At 37.3% G+C, this 19,562-nt stretch carries 18 protein-coding genes, 3 tRNA genes and 1 pseudogene; 17 read left to right on the plus strand and 5 right to left on the minus strand.

The window, feature by feature from the left end:
* The first annotated feature begins 1 nt into the window (after position 1).
* From SAY88_RS14070 to SAY88_RS14135, 14 genes are all read left to right on the plus strand, one after another.
* Positions 2-72 (plus strand) — tRNA-Asp (locus tag SAY88_RS14070).
* A gap of 20 nt (positions 73-92) precedes the next feature.
* Positions 93-168, plus strand: a tRNA-Phe gene (locus SAY88_RS14075).
* A gap of 11 nt (positions 169-179) precedes the next feature.
* Positions 180-252: transfer RNA gene (locus tag SAY88_RS14080), tRNA-Thr, on the plus strand.
* A gap of 219 nt (positions 253-471) precedes the next feature.
* The gene (locus SAY88_RS14085) at positions 472-1,929 is read left to right on the plus strand and encodes a M23 family metallopeptidase (RefSeq protein ID WP_332632445.1); all 1,458 of its coding nucleotides are present in this window, start codon (positions 472-474) and stop codon (positions 1,927-1,929) included.
* Positions 1,930-2,076: 147 nt separating this feature from the next.
* Positions 2,077-2,787 (plus strand): response regulator YycF, encoded by a 711-nt coding sequence (gene yycF / locus SAY88_RS14090; protein WP_332632446.1) that lies wholly within the window; start codon positions 2,077-2,079, stop codon positions 2,785-2,787.
* Entirely contained in the window at positions 2,788-4,608 is a 1,821-nt protein-coding gene (gene walK, locus SAY88_RS14095) for a cell wall metabolism sensor histidine kinase WalK (protein WP_332632447.1), read from the plus strand.
* Positions 4,605-5,954: a YycH family regulatory protein gene (locus SAY88_RS14100; protein WP_332632448.1), complete on the plus strand. Its 1,350-nt coding sequence runs from the start codon at positions 4,605-4,607 to the stop codon at positions 5,952-5,954. Before walK ends, SAY88_RS14100 begins: the two co-directional genes overlap by 4 nt.
* Positions 5,941-6,714, plus strand: coding sequence for a two-component system regulatory protein YycI (locus SAY88_RS14105; protein ID WP_332632449.1), 774 nt, complete (start codon positions 5,941-5,943; stop codon positions 6,712-6,714). Before SAY88_RS14100 ends, SAY88_RS14105 begins: the two co-directional genes overlap by 14 nt.
* A 24-nt stretch (positions 6,715-6,738) precedes the next feature.
* On the plus strand, positions 6,739-7,533 hold the full coding sequence (locus SAY88_RS14110; RefSeq protein WP_332632450.1) for an MBL fold metallo-hydrolase: 795 nt from the start codon (positions 6,739-6,741) through the stop codon (positions 7,531-7,533).
* 257 nt (positions 7,534-7,790) lie between these two features.
* A complete protein-coding gene (locus SAY88_RS14115) occupies positions 7,791-9,014 on the plus strand; it encodes a S1C family serine protease (RefSeq protein ID WP_332632451.1) in 1,224 nt (407 codons plus the stop codon).
* A gap of 336 nt (positions 9,015-9,350) precedes the next feature.
* Positions 9,351-9,512: a CxxH/CxxC protein gene (locus SAY88_RS14120; RefSeq protein WP_332632452.1), complete on the plus strand. Its 162-nt coding sequence runs from the start codon at positions 9,351-9,353 to the stop codon at positions 9,510-9,512.
* A 66-nt stretch (positions 9,513-9,578) separates the two neighbouring features.
* Positions 9,579-10,058, plus strand: a complete 480-nt coding sequence (rlmH, locus tag SAY88_RS14125; RefSeq protein ID WP_332632453.1) for a 23S rRNA (pseudouridine(1915)-N(3))-methyltransferase RlmH — start codon at positions 9,579-9,581, stop codon at positions 10,056-10,058.
* 327 nt (positions 10,059-10,385) lie between these two features.
* Positions 10,386-11,234 (plus strand): NAD-dependent epimerase/dehydratase family protein, encoded by an 849-nt coding sequence (locus tag SAY88_RS14130; RefSeq protein ID WP_332632454.1) that lies wholly within the window; start codon positions 10,386-10,388, stop codon positions 11,232-11,234.
* A 40-nt stretch (positions 11,235-11,274) separates the two neighbouring features.
* Positions 11,275-12,111 (plus strand): aldo/keto reductase, encoded by an 837-nt coding sequence (locus SAY88_RS14135; RefSeq protein WP_332632455.1) that lies wholly within the window; start codon positions 11,275-11,277, stop codon positions 12,109-12,111.
* 382 nt (positions 12,112-12,493) lie between these two features.
* On the opposite strand, the gene SAY88_RS14140 is transcribed toward SAY88_RS14135, so the two are convergent.
* Positions 12,494-12,694 carry a hypothetical protein gene (locus SAY88_RS14140; RefSeq protein ID WP_332632518.1) on the minus strand — a complete coding sequence of 67 codons (201 nt, stop codon included), beginning with the start codon at positions 12,692-12,694 and terminating at the stop codon, positions 12,494-12,496.
* Positions 12,695-12,991: 297 nt separating this feature from the next.
* A pseudogene (locus tag SAY88_RS14145) lies at positions 12,992-13,081 on the minus strand (ABC transporter ATP-binding protein); the annotation flags it as partial.
* Between the two features lie 516 nt (positions 13,082-13,597).
* On the opposite strand from SAY88_RS14145, the gene SAY88_RS14150 reads away from it, so the two are divergent.
* On the plus strand, positions 13,598-14,437 hold the full coding sequence (locus SAY88_RS14150) for a protein-glutamine gamma-glutamyltransferase (RefSeq protein ID WP_332632456.1): 840 nt from the start codon (positions 13,598-13,600) through the stop codon (positions 14,435-14,437).
* Positions 14,438-14,668: 231 nt separating this feature from the next.
* Positions 14,669-14,797, plus strand: a complete 129-nt coding sequence (locus SAY88_RS14155; RefSeq protein ID WP_332632519.1) for a YjcZ family sporulation protein — start codon at positions 14,669-14,671, stop codon at positions 14,795-14,797.
* A 189-nt stretch (positions 14,798-14,986) separates the two neighbouring features.
* Here SAY88_RS14155 and SAY88_RS14160 read toward each other — a convergent pair whose 3' ends face one another.
* Positions 14,987-16,363 (minus strand): MFS transporter, encoded by a 1,377-nt coding sequence (locus SAY88_RS14160; RefSeq protein ID WP_332632457.1) that lies wholly within the window; start codon positions 16,361-16,363, stop codon positions 14,987-14,989.
* 411 nt (positions 16,364-16,774) lie between these two features.
* On the opposite strand from SAY88_RS14160, the gene SAY88_RS14165 reads away from it, so the two are divergent.
* Entirely contained in the window at positions 16,775-17,653 is an 879-nt protein-coding gene (locus tag SAY88_RS14165) for a radical SAM/SPASM domain-containing protein (protein WP_332632458.1), read from the plus strand.
* A gap of 117 nt (positions 17,654-17,770) precedes the next feature.
* Here the strand turns inward: SAY88_RS14165 and SAY88_RS14170 are convergent, their stop codons facing one another.
* Both SAY88_RS14170 and SAY88_RS14175 read right to left on the minus strand, forming a co-directional pair.
* A complete protein-coding gene (locus SAY88_RS14170; RefSeq protein ID WP_332632459.1) occupies positions 17,771-18,931 on the minus strand; it encodes a Glu/Leu/Phe/Val dehydrogenase dimerization domain-containing protein in 1,161 nt (386 codons plus the stop codon).
* A 113-nt stretch (positions 18,932-19,044) separates the two neighbouring features.
* Positions 19,045-19,323, minus strand: a complete 279-nt coding sequence (locus SAY88_RS14175; RefSeq protein WP_332632460.1) for a YuzB family protein — start codon at positions 19,321-19,323, stop codon at positions 19,045-19,047.
* Positions 19,324-19,562 lie beyond the last annotated feature (239 nt).

Below are 19,562 nucleotides of genomic sequence, written 5' to 3' on the forward strand. Positions count from 1 at the left end.
GGTAGTTCAGTTGGTTAGAATGCCTGCCTGTCACGCAGGAGGTCGCGGGTTCGAGTCCCGTCCGGACCGCCATTTAATTTCATATTTTTTGTGGCTCAGTAGCTCAGTCGGTAGAGCAATGGACTGAAAATCCATGTGTCGGCGGTTCGATTCCGTCCTGAGCCACCATCTTTATTTTTGCCGGCCTAGCTCAATTGGTAGAGCAACTGACTTGTAATCAGTAGGTTGGGGGTTCAAGTCCTCTGGCCGGCACTTTAATCCGTGTGGAATTGTCCATGCGGATTTTATTTTGTTTTTTGACTTAATTCCCTAAAATAACCAAAAATATGACAACGATATTACAATCTGTTTTCTGGTCTATTATTTTGTTTTTTTGTAATTAGAATGTGCTAGAATTAAAAAGGTTGCCGAATCTTGTCAAAAAATATCATTCTATTACATAGAGGTTTTGTTTTTTAGTAGGAGGAGAAAATGTTAGTTCAGGAAAATCAAAACGAACAAGAACAACTACAATTGCAAATACCCAGAAAGAAGTATATTCAAACATGTTTAGCTTTTTTATTAGCGATAATGGTTTCTTTTGCATTTACAAGTCAGATTAAAGCGGATGAACGATCTGTTCATACTATCTATCATGTTTATGTTGATGATCAACACCTCGGTATTATCAAAAACGATGATCCAATCTATGAATATATTAATGAACTAGAAGAGAAGCATGAAGAAAAATTCCCTGAATTATCGCTGGCTGTTGGGGAAAATGTTCGAGTGATTCCAGAGTTTGTTTTTAATAAAGAAGACGAAGATGAAGAAGTGTTAACGAAACTAGAAGATGAATCAATCGTTCAAGCAGAGGCTGTTGCCTTAGTCATAAATGAAAAGCCAATTGTTTATGTAGCGAGTCTTGAAGAAGCAGAAGAAGTATTACAATTGCTTATTACACAATATGTGGATGAAGAAGAGTATGAGCAATTTTTAGATGCCGAAAAGGAAGATGGTCAATTAGAGGTTGGTGACCAGCAGGTTACGAGTGTGACTCTTACAGAAGAAATAACTGAGGAAGAAGTATTGGTTCTTCCAGAGGAAGTTGTTTCTGTTAAAGACGCTATTAAAAAGTTTAACAAAGGTGTACTAGAAGAGCAGCCATATACCGTTAAAGAGGGCGACGTACTAGGTACGATAGCAAGTAATCATAACCTTACTACTTCAGAGCTTTTAGAGCTAAATTCAGAGTTAGATAGAGATAGTGTCATACGTGTCGGCGATGAGATGAAAGTGCAAGCTTATAAACCAGTTGTAAAAGTTCAATCAACATATGTAACAAAGAAAGAAGAAGAGATTCCTTTTGAAACAGAAGTGCAAGAGGATGAATCGATGTTCAAAGGCGACCAAAAAGTAACGCAAGAAGGTCAAGCCGGTGTGCAAGTGATTGAATATGAAGTAACAGAAGAAAACGGCAGTCTGACAAGGAGAAAGGTTCTTTCTGAGGAAGTTACAAAAGAGCCTGTGAAGAAAGTAGTAACAAAAGGGATAAAAGTGATCCCGTCGCGTGGGTCAGGAACGCTTGGTTGGCCTGCAGTTGGTGGCTATATTTCAAGTTATCAAGGAAACCGCTGGGGCAGGTTCCATCGTGGAATTGATATTGCAAGACCTAGCAATTACAATATATTAGCTAGTGATAATGGCACAGTTACATTTGCAGGGACTCAAGGTGGTTATGGGAATCTTGTTCGAATCAACCACAATAATGGAATGGAAACGTTGTATGCTCATTTAGCTTCCATTGATGTGAGCGTTGGGCAAACAGTTTCTAAAGGACAAAAAATTGGTGTGATGGGGCAAACAGGGAACTCCACTGGAATCCATTTACACTTTGAAGTCTATCAAAATGGTCAATTAAAAAATCCAATGGATTTTCTAAATCGTTAAGTAAGAGACGTTCCTCTTTTGAGGGACGTTTTTTTGTAAATAATTTTGCGTGAAAATAGCTGGATTACCAGTCGTTCCTATCAACGCAGGGTACTCACATGTGTTAGAATGAGTATTAGACTACAATGGACGGGAGAGATCTGCATAATGGATAAACGTATTTTAGTTGTAGATGATGAAAGACCAATAGCAGATATATTAAAGTTCAACCTTGAAAAAGAAGGATATGATGTCATTTGTGCCTACGATGGTTTAGAGGCCATTGACCTAGTTAATAAAGAAGAACCTGATCTAATCTTACTAGATATTATGCTTCCGCATAAAGATGGAATGGAAGTGTGCAGAGAAGTCCGGAAGAAATTCGATATTCCAATCATTATGTTAACAGCTAAGGACTCAGAGATAGACAAAGTATTAGGACTAGAGCTTGGAGCAGACGATTATGTGACGAAGCCATTTAGCACAAGAGAGTTGTTAGCTCGCGTGAAGGCGAACTTACGCCGTCATAAGTCAAGCGGAGAAGAAGCAACAAATCAAAAGGAAATAGCTGTTGGAGACTTAACAATTTATCCAGAAGCATACCAAGTAAAGAAACGCGGCGAAGCTATTGATTTAACTCATCGTGAGTTTGAATTGATTCATTATTTAGCAAAACATCTTGAACAAGTCATGACACGAGAGCATCTATTGCAAGCAGTTTGGGGCTATGATTATTTTGGAGATGTGCGGACAGTCGATGTAACGGTTCGTAGACTGCGTGAAAAAGTAGAGGACAACCCTAGTTATCCTATTTGGATTATTACAAGACGAGGGGTAGGGTATTATTTATCATCACCTGAACCAAAGGAGCAATCATAAATGGATCGAAAAGTTGGCTTTTTTAAGTCGATCCAGTTCAAATTAATCATTATCTATGTATTGATTATATTTATCGCTATTCAAATTATTGGTGTGTATTTTACGAGGCAGTTAGAAAGTCAGCTTGTTTCGAACTATTTTGAAATGTTAGATGACCGTGCGAACTTATTATCATTCAACCTTGCCCAGGAAATGACGAAAAATAAAGATGATCGTAATGCATTGACATCCAATATTAACAGCCTGCTTCGTGATACATTTACAATTGATCAGTCAGAGGTTCAGGTAATTGATCAAAATCGTGTCGTTATAAGTACATCTAATCTATCAAATCGTCATATTGTTGGCCAGCAAAGTACAGAGGTTCGAGTAAAGCGAGCTTTACTCGGAAATAAGTTCGAAGATGTGCTGCGTGATCCGGTAACAGGTCACAGGATGCGTGTACTTGCTGTGCCTATTAAAACCGATGATGGGTCTATTGGTGCATTATATATTGAAGCATCGATGGAAGATATTTATAGCCAAATTGGACAAATTAATAGCATTTTACTTAGTGGAACATTTATTGCCTTAATTATTTCTTCTGTGTTGGTTATTCTTGTTGCAAGGACCATTACATCACCAATTATGGATATGAGAAAGCAAACAATGCGAATGGGCCGAGGCGATTTTACAAAACAAGTTAAAGTTTATAGCGCTGATGAGATTGGTCAGTTAGCGGCATCCTTTAATGATCTAACAATGAAGCTCCAAGATGCAACCTTAACGAGGGATCGCGAGCAGAAACGGTTAAAGTCTGTGTTGACACATATGACTGACGGTGTAATTGCAACCGATCAAAATGGAAGAATTATATTAATGAACAAAAGAGCTGAAGAACTATTAACTGTCTCTAGTCATACTGTTATGGGTCAGTTGCTGCCAGATGTCCTTCGTTTATCAGATACATTCGCACTATATGATTTATATGAACACTCGGATTCTGTTCTTCTTGACTTTAGTACGTCTGAAGAAGAGTATTTGCTTGAAGCGAACTTCTCAGTCATTCAAGAAAAGGATGGACCGATTAATGGTCTTATTACTGTTTTACATGATGTCACTGAGCAAGAGAAAATTGAGCATGAACGTCGTGAGTTTGTAGCAAATGTTTCTCATGAGTTACGAACGCCACTGACAACAATGAAGAGTTATTTAGAAGCTCTAGAAGATGGTGCGATGTCTGATAAAGAACTTGGACCGCGCTTTTTAAGTGTAACTCAAAATGAAACAGAGCGAATGATTCGACTAGTGAATGATTTGCTGCAGCTTTCTAAAATTGATACTAAAGATTATAAATTGAAGTTCCAATCTGTTGATGTTGGATTGTTCCTTCATGATATTATCGATCGATTTGAGATGATTGCTGAGGAAAAGGAAATCACCTTCACTAGAAAAATACCAGCAAAACCTACGTATGCTAAAATGGCGGCAGATAAGATGACACAAGTTATTGATAATGTTATTTCAAATGCGATGAAGTACTCACCAGAGGGGGGCAATATTACAATTGCTATGCTGCATCAAGGACATCAATTGCAAATTAGTATTTCCGACCAAGGGATGGGAATTCCAAGAGAGAGTCAGGCGAAGATATTTGACCGTTTTTATCGTGTTGATAAAGCAAGGGCAAGGAGTGTTGGTGGAACAGGCCTTGGGTTGGCGATTGCTAGGGAGCTTATTCATGCCCATAAAGGAGAAATTTGGGCTGAAAGTGAGTATGGAAAAGGGACAACGATCTTCTTTACATTGCCATATTATGCAATGAAGGAGGGTGGACGATGAACTACGAGCATATAAAATCAACCATTTTAATTGGATTGATTGGGATAAGTATTATTTTGACCTGGCAGCTCTATACCTTTCAGCCAGAAATAGCCCTTCTTGATGATACCGTATCAAGATATGTTCCTGACTCTATGAATGAAGAACGTGAAGAGCGAATGATTTCAGAAGTAATCTTACCTGAGCAAATCATTGTTCATCGCGATGAAGAGTATGCCATGATTCCAAAAGATGCAAATGAGTTTGAACAGCTCTATAATAAGCTGTTTACAGCAAACTTTTATGAAGTGAATATGCTTTCAACTGACAGTTTCCCAACACGAGAAACAAACAGCGGGGTTGAGTTTATTTTTCCTGATGCCATTCCAATAGCAGTCTTTCAAAACGTATTTGGTTTAAATGAAGAAGAAGTTGCCTTTCCAGCTATTGAAGTTGATCGCTTGTTCCTTTTTGTAGAAGAAAACGATAAAATTCATATGCAAATTTTATCAAGTGAAGAAGAGCGCTTAGTAGAATTTGAAACTAGCTTATTAGCTCGAGAGTTTGAAGAAGCATATGTTGGAAAGTTTGAAGAGTTCATTAAAGTATCGACTGTATTGGATGAGTCAGAGTACGCGGATCGTCTTAATGAGAAAGTTTATGTACCATCTGAGCCTGTAATAGCTGAAAGATTATCTTTTGCTACTTCAGCTTTGTCTGCTGAATTTTATAAACAATCTCTCTTTACAGATCCAGGTTCAGTAAAATTTTATCAGCAAACAGATGGAGAAGATTCATATACGGATGGAAATCGAATCATCACAATGCAAAATAACGGCCTATTTATGGAGTATTTCAATCCTGTATTCGTTGAAACACAAGAGCGAAGTACAAAGCATATTGTCCAAAGTAGTTACGAGTTTATTAATGGCCATGGGGGGTGGACGAATGATTATTTCCTCTCTAGCTGGAACACATCAGATATCCGCGATGAGGTAACGTATCGGATGCATGTGAACGGGTTACCTGTTATTACGTTTGAAGGACAAGGAGATATGGCGTTACACATTAGCCGTTCAGGGACACAAATCGTTAATTACACGAGGCCATTATTCGAGTTGGATTCGTTTCCGATTGATGCAAGAGAGCAGATACAGTTACCTTCTGGTGAGGAAGTAATTGAACAATTAAAGAAGCAAGAGTTCTTTGATGAAAGAAGATTAACAAAGGTAACGGTTGGATATGAGATGGTCACAAGAAGTACCTCGTTTGTGACGATTGAGCCGCATTGGTTTATTTACTACGGAAACAGATGGCAAAAGGTAACCTTTGATAAGGAAGAAGGTGACGCTAATGGATTGGAGTAGAACAAAAACTATTTTCATTATCACCTTCTTGCTTCTGAATGTTTTCTTATCGTGGCAATTGATTGAAACACATAATATGAATCAGATTAGTATGATAACAGAAGCAACCATTCAAGAAGTATTACGAGAAAATAATGTGAAAATAGAAATAGATTTACCAGAAGAAGATTCTTCAGGACTACTTGTTGTTGGAAAACATGCAGATTTGTCACAAGAGGAAGTTCCAACTCTTGATGCACAAGAACTCGAATTAATTGATAAACACACAATCTTATCTGAATTAGAAGAGCCTTTTCCATTAACTCGGGAGGATTTTTTAGCAGAACTGAGTACATTTTTATCAACATATGTATTTGAGGGAGACGAATACCGATTTGGTGGATTTGATTCAGGAAAAAATCGAGTATTTTTGTACCAAGTGTTTGGAGATAAGACTGCTTACACATTGGATGATGAACCACTTATTCTTCAGCTTGATGAACAACTGCAAATTGTCAGCTATCAACAGCGCTATTTCCAGTTTGAAGAACAAGATGGAGAAGAACGTGAAATGCTTTCAAGCTTAAAAGCGATTGAAGTTCTATTAAATGACCAATTAGTACGACCGAATCAAACGATTACGAATGTTCAATTTGGTTATTATAGCTTTTTTAGCCCAACAGGTGATGTTCAAGTGTTTGCACCAATGTGGCGTGTCACAGTTGATGGAGAAACTTATTTAGTTCATGCCATAGGTGGGTCTGTACAGCAGCTCACATAAGTTTTGGTGAGGGGAATGATATAAATGACATTACGCTTTAGTGTGCTGGCAAGCGGCAGTACAGGCAATGCTGTCTATGTAGAGACAGAAGAGCAGCGTTTACTTATAGATGCAGGTTTAAGTGGAAAGAAAATGGACGAGCTCTTTCAAAAGATTAATCGGGATCCTAAAGACTTAAATGGAATTCTCGTAAGTCATGAACATTCAGACCATATTAAAGGGGTCGGAATATTTGCTAGAAAGCATAAGCTTCCTATTTATGCTAATGAAAAAACGTGGAAAGCGATGGAAGGTCAGCTTGGAACGATTGCTACTGATCAAAAATTTACGTTTGCAACAGGAGAAGTGAAGGCGTTTGGCAACATCGATGTTGAGTCTTTTGGTGTCTCACATGATGCGGCAGAACCGATGTTTTTCACGTTTCAACACGAAGGGAGAAAGCTTGTTCTTGCAACAGATATGGGCTATGTAAGTGACCGGATCAAAGGGACAATTGATAAAGCAGATATTTTTATTTTTGAATCGAATCATGACATGAATATGCTTCGAATGGGACGGTATCCATGGAGTGTTAAACGTCGTATTCTAAGCGACGTAGGACACGTGTCAAATGAGGATGCAGCGCTTGCTCTATCAGATGTGATTGGAGACAATACAAGCCGTATTTACTTAGCTCATTTAAGCCTTGATAATAATATGAAAGATTTAGCTCGTCTCTCGGTTGAACAAGTGTTAAAAGAGCAAGGAATGGCCATAGGAGAGCAATTTGAGCTATATGACACGGACCCACAAAACCCAACTGCATTAGCTGTAGTTTAGAGAAAAAGAGAATTCATTATAGAGGGCAATGAAAAAGGTTGTTTTCCCTTTTTAGTGTCCTCTTTCTCTGTTGTTTTTTGTAGAAAAAATGAATACGGCGGTAGTTTCAACGACTATGCGTCAATTTTGTTGGGAATTATAGAAGAAGTGTAAAAAATTTATAAAAAACGTTTAAGTCCCTATTTTTTAGGCAAATTCTTATTATAATAAGAAGTAAATATGACTAATTAATTAGGAAAAAAGGGTGGTGTTACAAAATGGGTTATTATGATGATCATGTAACAGAACAAATAAGTAGACGCAACAATCGGAATCGTGGAGTTCCTATCATTGCAGCGTTTATTGGATCCATCATTGGGGGATTGTGTGTATTATTTTCAATTCCTATTTTATCTAACTTTGGACTATTACCATATAATTTGAACACCGAGCCTGAATCGGTAGCTGTATTTGATTCACAAACACCGCAAGAGGGACTGCAAACGGTGAGTCTTGATGTAAATAGTAACGTCACACAGGCGGTAGACAGAGTTTCTGATGCCGTTGTTGGAGTGATTAACATGCAACAATCCAACTTCTTTTCTTCATCTGATTCGAACGAAGGAACAGGTTCAGGTGTGATCTATAAGAAGAGTGGAGATAAAGCATATGTTGTGACAAATCACCACGTCATTGAACGTGCGAATGAAATTGAAGTAAGCCTAGCAGATGGCACTAGAGTACCAGCCAAATTACTAGGAACCGATGTCATCACAGATTTAGCTGTTCTTGAAATTGACGGTGAAAATGTAGAAACGGTAGCAGAGTTCGGTAGCTCAGAGACGTTACGTGTAGGAGAACCAGCTCTAGCAATTGGAAATCCATTAGGTCTGCGTTTTTCTAGTACAGTAACACAAGGAATTATTAGCGCAACAGAGCGTAGTATTCCAGTAGACTTAACTGGAAATGGCCAAATCGATTGGCACGCAGAAGTACTGCAAACAGATGCAGCGATTAATCCAGGAAATAGTGGCGGTGCATTAGTGAATATTGAGGGGCAGGTTATCGGTATCAACTCAATGAAGATTGCGCAAAGCTCTGTAGAAGGGATCGGTTTTGCAATCCCAACAGCTATTGCTCTTCCGGTTATAGAAGATTTAGAAAGTATTGGTGAAGTACGCCGACCGCAAATGGGTGTCGGTATTCGTTCATTAAGTGAAATTCCAAGTGCCTATTGGCAAGAAACATTAAAGCTGCCTGAAGACATCAAAGGTGGAGTTGTTGTTACAAGCATCGCACCAACATCACCAGCAGATCGTGCCGGACTGCAAGAGTATGATGTCATTGTTGAAATTGACGGAGAAGAAATAGCAGACGGACACGATTTAAGGAAGTTTCTCTACACAGAAAAGAAAATAGGCGATGAAATAGACGTCACCGTTTACCGAAACGGAAACCGCGAAGTTATTAACGTGCAACTAGCAGAACAACAAAGTTTTTAAAGACTTAAAGGAAAAAGGTCGGTTTTTACCTTTTTCCTTTAAGTCGAAGCACTGAGCGGAGCCGCCGTAATGTTTTAAGCCTTTTGAGTGATCTTCTCAAAAGGCGCACGGCGAGTGGAGCCAAGTGCAACTCATGTTCGCACTATTCATAATGAAAGGTCGGTCCTATGACCTTTTTTCTTTAAGTCGAAGCACTGCACAGTCATGCAGTCAGTAATTGTTACGTTAGAGCAGTTGAGAACACCACTTCTCACTGCTCTTTTTCTATTTCATTTATCCACAGCTTCAAAACAGGGTATGCTATAATGGAAAATGCAAAACGAAAGGACGTTATATATGTACTATGCTTGCAATGAACACATTGAAGTGGCAATTGATATGGTAGTAGATGAGGAGGAATTAGCACCAGTTGTTGAAAAAGTAGAAACAAGTAAGGAGCCATTATCCACAAGCTGTAGTTTTTGTGATAGCGCAGCCATCTACAGTGTGGATACATAATTGTTTATCCACTATGTTGATATGTGGATAACTGCTGTGGATAATTATTAGGGGGTTATACACATTGTGAATATCCAAGTTGTTACGGTTGGCAAATTAAAAGAGAAATATTTAAAGCTGGGGATAGATGAATACACAAAACGGTTGGGTGGTTACGCAAAAATAGAAGCGATAGAGGTAGCAGATGAAAAAGCGCCAGAACAAGCTAGTGATGCAGAAATGAAACAAATTAAGGAAAAAGAGGGAGAACGGATTTTAGCAAAAATTCATCCTGATACACACGTAATTGCTTTAGCAATTGACGGGAAGATGATGACATCAGAACAGCTCGCAGATAACCTTGATAAGCTAGCTACTTATGGAAAGAGTAAGGTAGCTTTTGTTATCGGTGGGTCGTTAGGGTTAAGTGAAGATGTGATGAAAAGAGCAAATGAGAGTTTGTCGTTTTCAAAAATGACGTTTCCCCATCAGTTGATGAAGCTAGTGTTGCTGGAGCAGATTTATCGGGCTTTTCGGATTAATCGGGGTGAACCTTATCATAAATAAATGAGGTTAAATAAAAGCGATTCCTAAATATAGGAGCCGCTTTTATTCATTCTCCAGAAAAAGTTTTTTAGATAAGCCACAAATTTGAGCTACACACATGGCAAATTGTCATTACCTGTATAAAGAACAGATGGACTATTCCACCTATGAATTATTAAGGAAAAGATCTATCCAATTTGGCAAAAACAAATAGAAATTACTTGAAAATTTAAAAATATTGACATATACTTAGTTTATCGGATGAACTAAGTGAAAATAACTTGATTCTCATTATTTAAGAAGCGCAGAGAGTCTTGTCATGACTAATTAAAATTTGGAGGGTTGAAAATGAAAAAGGTAGTAATAACAGGTGGAAGTGGTTTACTTGGTTCAGCAGTAATAAAAGAATTTTTAGAACATGGTTATGAAGTCATTAATGCAGATATTAAGTATCCAAAAGAAGCACTTTGCAGGACAGTCATTACAGATTTAACGAATTTAGGTGAAGTATATGGGGTATTAGCAGGTGCTGATGCAGTTGTCCATCTTGCAGCTATTCCGGTAGCATATTCACATCCTAACGAAGTAACCTTTCAAAATAATGTCATGTCCACTTATAACATTTTAGAAGCTGCAGGGAATTTAGGGATTAAAAAAGCGGTAATATCTTCAAGTGAGTCTTCATATGGTATATGTTTTTCAAAGCAAAATTTAAAGCCTCAATATGTGCCAATAGATGAGGATCACCCGCAATTACCGGAAGAAAGCTATGGTTTATCTAAGATTGTAAATGAGAAAACCGCTGATATGATCCACCGCAGAACGGGGATGCAGGTAGTATCCTTCAGATTGGGAAATGTCATATCTCCTGAAATGTATAAGAATTTTCCTGAATTCATCCATAATCCTGAACAGCGAAAACCCATTTTGTGGAGTTATATTGATACACGAGATGCTGCGACTGCTTATCGCTTAGCCGTTGAAGCAGAGGGACTTGGTTCTGTTACCCTTAATATTGGGGCAGATGAAACAAGTATGGATATTGAGAGTAAACAATTAATGGAAATATGCTTTCCTGATGTAAAAGACTTTAGAAAAGATTTAACAGGCTTTGACCCTCTATTAAATAATGAAAAGGCTAAGAAACTCTTAAATTGGAAGCCTATTCATAAATGGAGAAATTATGTGAATCTATAATTCTATGTTTAACATTTTTATATAAGGAGAGATAAACAAAATGGGTAGCATACAAAATACAACCACATTACATAACGGTGTAAAGATGCCATGGTTGGGCTTTGGTGTTTTTAAGGTTAAAGATGGGGAGGAAGTTGTGAATTCAGTAAAGACGGCTCTAGAAATCGGCTACAGAAGCATTGATACTGCAGCCATTTATGGAAATGAAGCAGGAGTCGGTAAAGCAATTGCTAAATCAAATGTCCCTAGAGAAGAATTATTTATCACCACAAAAGTTTGGAACGCAAATCATGGCTATGAAGCTACTCTTGCAGCTTTTGATGAGAGTATGGAGAAGCTAGGTTTAGACTATTTAGACCTTTATTTAATTCACTGGCCCCTTCCTTCTCAAGGCAAATATTTAGAAACATGGAAAGCGCTTGAGAAACTGTATAAGGATGAACGTGTTCGTGCCATTGGTGTAAGTAATTTTAAAATTCATCACCTTGAAGAGATCATCGCAAACTGTGAAATCAAACCGATGGTCAATCAGGTAGAATATCACCCGCGATTTAATCAACGAGAATTGCATGGTTTTTGTAAAAAGCACGGCATACAGCTTGAAGCATGGTCTCCATTAATGCAAGGAGAACTGCTTAATGAACCAACTTTAATTGAAATTGCAAAAAAATACAATAAATCAACTGCCCAAGTCATTATCCGCTGGGATATACAAACGGGAGTAGTAACGATTCCAAAGTCAGTAAAACCTCACCGAATTGCTGAAAATGCAGATGTTTTTGATTTTGAACTTTCACAAGAGGACATGGACAAAATTAATGCCCTGAATCAGGATCAACGTATGTTTGCGGATCCAGATGATTTTGATAGAGTATAGGTTTAGTATCTTACATTTAGCATGTAGGGATTAATAAAGAGGGATGACCTGGGTAAGGGCGGAATCCCTAATGAATGGCACTATGTCGATTATGTCAGTTGGGCAATTTGGCGGCGCAGGATTGATTATTATTTAAATGACAGATGTCGAACCTGATGGACGCATTACAGGCCATGATTGGAATATGGTCAGAAACATATCTTGAGCCCTTCAAGAGAATTATAGAACAATGCCAACAACGTGGGGCGAAGGTTCTATTCAGATTGCAGAAAAGCAGAGGATGCTGACGAACATAGTACCCATCTAACCAAATACAAATCAGCTCTAGGAAAAACGGAGTTCCAAAGAATTGGAGCTCCGTTTTTCCTGTTATCTATTCGTTTTAGTAAGGAGAGTATGGGTATAGGTATGGGTAAGGCGAGTACGGGTAAGGCGGATAATAAGGGTATGGTGGGTAATAATAACCAAATCCAGGTCCCGGGGCCAATAGTGCACCAGTAGCAAGACCTCCTAAAAAACCTAATCCTAATCCTAAACCTGGTCTACCGAATCCATGGTGTATTCGTTGATTATTGACACCAATTAGTCCCTTATTAAATGCTTCTCGTCTACCGCAAAATGGATAATTAGTCAAAGCAAATCCCTCCTATTTATTTATATACTTAAGGATATGTTTAAGTAGCCTAATAGGGTTGGGCATATGCCATAAAACTAAGAAATTAAAACAAATGAGTTAGAATTCGCGTCCGATTGCTCTATTATGTTCACGAAATACTTCGCCAAACCCTTTCATACGAAAGTCGGTAAAAAAATGGTTTCTACCATGCGTACCATTTCAGATCTAATTTGGACTTTGATTTTTGTTATTTCTGTTGGTCTATTTGCCGTTAAGGTCGATCAGCAGGTCAAGAGTCTCAACTTGATAGGTAATATCTAAATTGGTTGTTGGTTCATCAAGAAACAATATGTCTGGCTAATTTTTATGTTTATCTTTAATCGCATCTTCAACAAGAATAATTCATATTGTTTTGTATGAAGTACTTTTTTCCAAAGCTTTTATGTCTGTTTCGGTCTTCAGCGGCATTATGAAGATGTCTTTCTCATGCTTTTACAGGCTGTTTCGGTCTTCATCAGCGTTATGAAGGCTCTTTCCCATGCTTTTCTGGACTCGTTTGGCCTTCATCAGCTTTATGAAGGGTATAAGCTTATTCAACTCTTTGCTGCGTTGAACCTGTTAGTCTCAAAAGGTCTGTTTTTGACCTTTTAAACTCCTACGAAGCAACTTTATAGTTTGTAAAGTGGGAGGGGATACCTTTCCTTCAGTCCATGTATCTACAGCTCGCTCACTCCCGCTTATTCCTCTATAGCCCGAACCTACAGTAAAACGAGTAGCAAGTATTCCCCTTCCTTATCATATAAATTTATATATCGATTCCATATATTTCGAAGAAACCATCTTTTCGAATTAAATGAAATGGGGAATGACATGATACATGTAGCCGGAAGGCCGTTTTCACTAGACAGTACAATAGACTTCGGGAGGGTAGAAAGAGTCATTATTCAACAAATGCTTGATTCGCCTGAATTTTTTTCTTATCATTCCATGAATGAATTTAGATTTGAAATAAACATTAGAAAAAATATTATGGAAAGTGCAAAAGAGATGAATGCGAGTCAAGTGACGTTTACGATCTTTGAAAGCGCATATTGTAATCCTACATACTGGGATTTAACAAATGCTGGAGGCTTTTTGTTAAGGCCTGGTGTGCGACCATCTGATGCCATTGTCGATATTTATCGGAACGGCTCTCTTTATGGATTTGAATGCGCGACTGCCATCATCATTATCTATTACCAGGCGATCTTAAAAAGTATTGGCAGACGTCATTTTGATTCTATTTTTCAAAATCTATATTTATACAGTTGGCATACAGATCCTGACTTACAATTACACATCTTCAATTCGAATCGTTTTTTGGCTGGCGATGTTGTGTATTTTAATAATCCTGATTATCATCCAACTACGCCATGGTATCGAGGAGTAAACGCCGTCGTGTTGAGTGATGGATCGTTTTTTGGACATGGAGTTGGAATCGTGACCGCTGAACAGATGATACAATTTTTAAATTCAGAAAGATCCCCAGGAAGTACGCAGTCTGCATACTTAGCCAATTTAATCACAAGGTTTTCCCCTGCAACGTTGCTGCTATTGACTTTACAAAGTCATCGTAATTTTTATAAAAAGCAAAAAATTGTCATACACCATAATCATTGTTCTATATCCAGTTTTGTTTATCAGTTTTATCTGGATAACCATATTGATTAATTCCTTGCTAACTGTTTGTTGTATGTAATAAACCGGGACATCCACCCATTTATTAGGTTGACAGGTTCATATTTCAACTAGGTGAGTATAATGTAGTGTAAAATATACTAACCGAAAAGGAAGTGTTGAGATATGTATGGTAACGCAAATATCCCCCCTAATATGATGGCTGGAGCAAATGTTCCACCAAATATCCCTCCTAGCATGGTGGCAGGAGTAATGGATGCACCTATGCCATATTCGGCTGCCCCTGTTTATGGATATGGATATACAGCTCCAACTCGTGGGCACGGCTTCGTATTAATTGTAGTCCTGTTTATTTTATTAATCATTGTGGGATGTAGTTTCCCTAAATGCTAATATAAGAGTCAAAGAGGGCGGTTTCCCTCGGTCGATGATGAACCGGAGCAATAAATCTTATAATTGAAATACGGTTGGATAAACAACCTCAGCAGGCAGCTAGGGGAGAAACAAACCCATAGATTTCAGTTATTTATTAAAAACTGTTTATCTATGGGTTTGTTATGAGTTTAATAAATCGTTTCCATTTTAAGCCGCTCGTTCCTTGAGTGCTGCTCGTATTTGAGAGAGTTTTTTATCGTCAATATTATAAAAATTAATATTAACTAAAGCTAACGCTAAGACAATTGCTGGTATTAAAGCGGTACCAATTAATATCCCAAACAAAGCTTGTGAGGATTGCGCTTGGTTTGCAACAAATCCAAATTGGGATAGTACGAGACCTGGAATCGCTCCCCCTAATGCCATTCCGCATTTAAAGAAGAAACCTATGAGTGAGTAAATAAGACCACTTAACCTCTTTCCTGTTACATACTCACCGTATTCAATCGTTTCGGGAATAAGCGCCCACATAAATGCTCCAGCCGTTAATGTTCCAATCGCTGTTACGACTCGTGAAATTAAAATCAATTCAATCATGGTTGGGGGAATCAGCAATAGAGAAAGCGTTCCCACGATACTTAGAATAAGAGAGAGATTAAGCAAGGCTTTCTTTCCAAGTTTTCTATTGAGCCATGGAATTAATGGAATACATAGAAAAGCAGGTAAAGAGCCTAACAATGCATATAGCCCAACAAGATCTTCTCTTCCAAGGTTATACGTGACATAATAAACACCAATCGAGTTACTTATAGAGTTCACACCGAAAATGAGAACAAAGAAAATACTTAAGACTACTAGTGGTCGGTTTTTTGCAAATTGCTCAAAGATATCAGTGAACTTAATTTTTGCATCATTGTTTACTGGTTTCACTCGTTCTTTTGTACTGAAAAAGCAAAAGAGTAGTAATAAGGCACCTACTAGCCCGATGATTCCCATTGTTAATTGCCAACTTCTAGTAGGGCTTGCTATTTCACCAAAGTAGTTTGATAGAAAGGGTACAAAATAAGCGACAATGACGCCCCCTAGATTCGCAAAGATCATTCGCACTGATGTTAAACTAACGATTTCATTACTATTTTTCGTGAGTGCCGGTGTCAATGCTGCATACGGAACATTAACGAAAGTGTAAACAATCGATAGTCCGATATAGGTTACATAAGCATAAATTAATTTTCCACCTTCAGTGAAATCCGGTGTCGTAAAACAAAGAAAAGCTAATCCTGCAAACGGAATTGCCCAAAACAACAAATACGGTCTAAATCGACCAAACCTTGTATTTGTCTTATCGACTAATGAGCCGACCAATGGGTCACTTATCGCATCAATTAAGCGTACAACAAGAAACATCGTTGCAGCGGCACCTGGAGAGATGCCATAAATATTTGTGTAGAAAAAAAGCAAGTAAATAGAGGTTGTTTGATAAATTAAATTACTGGCTAAATCACCTGATGCATACCCTATCTTTTCTCTCATTCCTAACTTAGAATTTTCTTGAAGAGAGGGCTGCGGTTGAACGCTTGGCATATGAGTCATCTCCTTGTTTTTTAAATCGAATGATTTATGGGAATATTATTTTTACGACTTTTAATAAAAGGGCTTATAAAACCAAATTTATATAATATAATCTTTAATTAAAGAGTTAAAGCGCATACAACTTAGTTAGTTCGGCGGATGAACTAACTAAGTTGCATAATTTAAATTACCACACACTTCCTCTACTTGCAATAAGAAAAAAATGAACTTATAAAACAAATATTTTTCAAGAGACTGTGCATATTAATACGGTTGTCAGGAAGTTGTTGTAATAATCCTCCATAACCTTAAGACATTAATTCCCTTAAATAAGTTATTTCCATCCATGAAGAATTGTGCTCTAATAATGATTAGAACAATATTCATTCTGTTCTAAGTAGTGATAGAAGTGAGGAATGAAGGTTGAAAAAGTTTAAAAAGTTTTACTTAGAGATTACAAGTATTTGTAATCTTGCTTGTAGCTTTTGTCCGCCGACAGAAAGGCAAAAGCAATTCATATCTGTAGAGGATTTTTCGAAGAGATTAGACCAAATAAAACCCCACACAGACTATATTTATTTACATGTAAAAGGTGAGCCACTGCTTCACCCTAAAATAGATCAATTGTTAGACTTAAGCCATGAGAAAGGGTTTAAAGTTAATATTACTAGCAATGGAACATTAATTAATAAAAACAAACACAAACTATTAAATAAACCTGCACTAAGGCAGATGAATTTTTCACTTCATAGCTTTGACGGGCATGCTGGTTCTACTGATAAAGAAGGATACGTGATGAGTATACTTTCTTTTATTAAAGAAGCAACTAGTCAATCAGAAATGATTGTGTCGCTAAGGCTATGGAATCTCACACAAGATAATATGACGAATCTTGAAAGACAACGGAATCGTAAAATCCTTGAAATCATTGAGAAAGAATTTGATTTAGATTACAAAATTGAAGAAAAAGTATCCCCTGGAAGCGGTGTGAAAATAGCTGAACGGATCTTCATTAATCAAGATTATGAATTTCAATGGCCCGCTTTACATGAAGAAGAGGATGATGGGAAAGGCTTCTGTCATGGGCTTCGAAACCAAGCAGGTATTTTAGCTAATGGGACGGTTATTCCTTGCTGTCTAGATGGGGAAGGAATTATTAACCTCGGCAATATTAATAAGAGTTCATTTTCTGAGATTATTGAAGGGGATAGAGCTAAAAAGCTTGTTGATGGTTTTTCACGAAGAGTTGCAGTTGAGGAACTATGTAGGAAGTGTGGTTATCGTAAGAGATTTGGGAAGTAGATAATAAAAGATGCAGTTCAGTTAAGCATGCTAGATGTATACAAAAAATGTAAAGGGGTGTCAAAATAACCTTGAGACGCCCCTTACATTCAATTGTACTTTTAAATTAATGTCACATTAGAACCGAACTTGCCATTTTGCACGTTTTTTCGGAGAAAAGAAACTATTTCTGCTTTTTCTTGATTCAATTCTATTTTCACAAATATCATTCGCTGCTTCAATGGTCGTAATATTTTTTGCATCGGCTTGTGAAAATACTTCGAGCAGGGAATGGTAAATGGCTTTTGTTTTATTTAAAACTCGATCTTTGTTTGGCGTATATAATTCGTCTGTAACTTGAATAATTCCGCCACTATTCACAATATAGTCAGGAGCATATAATATGCCTTTTTCCTTTAATTTTAGAGCACATTCTTCATGGAGAAGCTGGTTGTTAGCTGCACCTGTAACTCCCTTTACTCGTAGTTGATCAATCGTTTGTTCATTGATAATACCGCCAATTGCACATGGTACAAAAATATCTGCATCAACCCCATAAATTTCTTCACCTTTAACTGGTACAGCTGTTCTCCCCATTTTCTTAGCCTTTTCAACTAAGTGATTTACTGTTTCTAAATTAACATCTGTTATATATAAATCAGCACCTTCTGCTAATAGATGCTCTGCAACCTTAAAACCAACTTTCCCCAAACCTTGGATAGAAAAGCATTTCCCTTTTAAATCTTCATTACCATATAATGTGTTTGCTACTGCTTTAATACTATAAAGAACACCGAGAGCAGTTGGAATGGAAGTTTCACCCCCACCACCGTATTCTTCTGGTAATCCGGCAATACAATTGGTTTCTTTATAAGAGTAAACAAAATCTTCCAATTCTGTACCCATATCAGTCCCTGTATAGAACCTGCCATTTAGCGATTCAACGAATTGTCCGTATGCTCGAAACAATTCAGGTGTTTTATCTTTCGCTGGATCACCGATAATCACTGCTTTTCCTCCACCAAAATCAACATCAGCTGCAGCACATTTATAAGTCATGCCTTTTGACAGTCGTAATACATCCTCTAGTGCTTCTTCTGTAGTTTCATAGTCTCTCATTCTAGTTCCACCAATGGCTGGTCCTAAAGTTGTGTCATGTATTGCAATGATTGCTTTTAAACCTGTTTCTGGATCATTACAAAATAAAATCTGTTCATGCTCTTGCATCTTTTCGAATAAATCCATTGAAATTGTTTGCGAAGTTTCTTCAATGTTACTTTTTGTTAGAATAGTTTTCATTCCTAATTACCTCCAGTTATATGTTCATTTGTAGCAAAATTGTAAACACGCTTTCGTTAAAAGTGGGCGTTGATTTAACCGCTTTCATTTATTTCGGTTTGAAAAAACAGTGCTTAGCTAGAACTACTAAGCTCTTTATAAGGCATTGGATTTGAACATTCAATTTTTGTCTTTTCTATATATTCAATGATGTTAGGATAGAGGTCACTAACATCATCACAGGTAATATTCTTCCCATTAATGAGAGAAAAAGGTTGTACAATACATTGCCCACAATAGTTTAGACATTCATCTTCTATAACATTGATAGTAGGTAATTTGTTTAAATGGAGTTTCACTTCCTGTAATTCATTTTTAAAGTTATTTGGACAAAATTTCACTTTATGTTTCATTTTCAAACCCTCCTTACAAATTTATTTGGTGATGTAGTGATTATAGTTATAGGTGAAAAACTTGTGCAAGTACGGATGTGAAAGCACAACCGCACTATCGTGATAAAGTAATTTGACCGTTATCAACATTCATATAGAAAAGAGAGATCAGAGTAATGTTAGATGTTATATCTTTATTCATCTACTAGTTTCATGCGTTAAAGTAAGCGTTTGCAATAGGTCGTTCGAAATATTATTCT

The sequence above is a fragment of the Halalkalibacter flavus genome, from assembly GCF_036663575.1.
GTDB classification, from domain to species: domain Bacteria; phylum Bacillota; class Bacilli; order Bacillales; family Bacillaceae_D; genus Halalkalibacter; species Halalkalibacter flavus.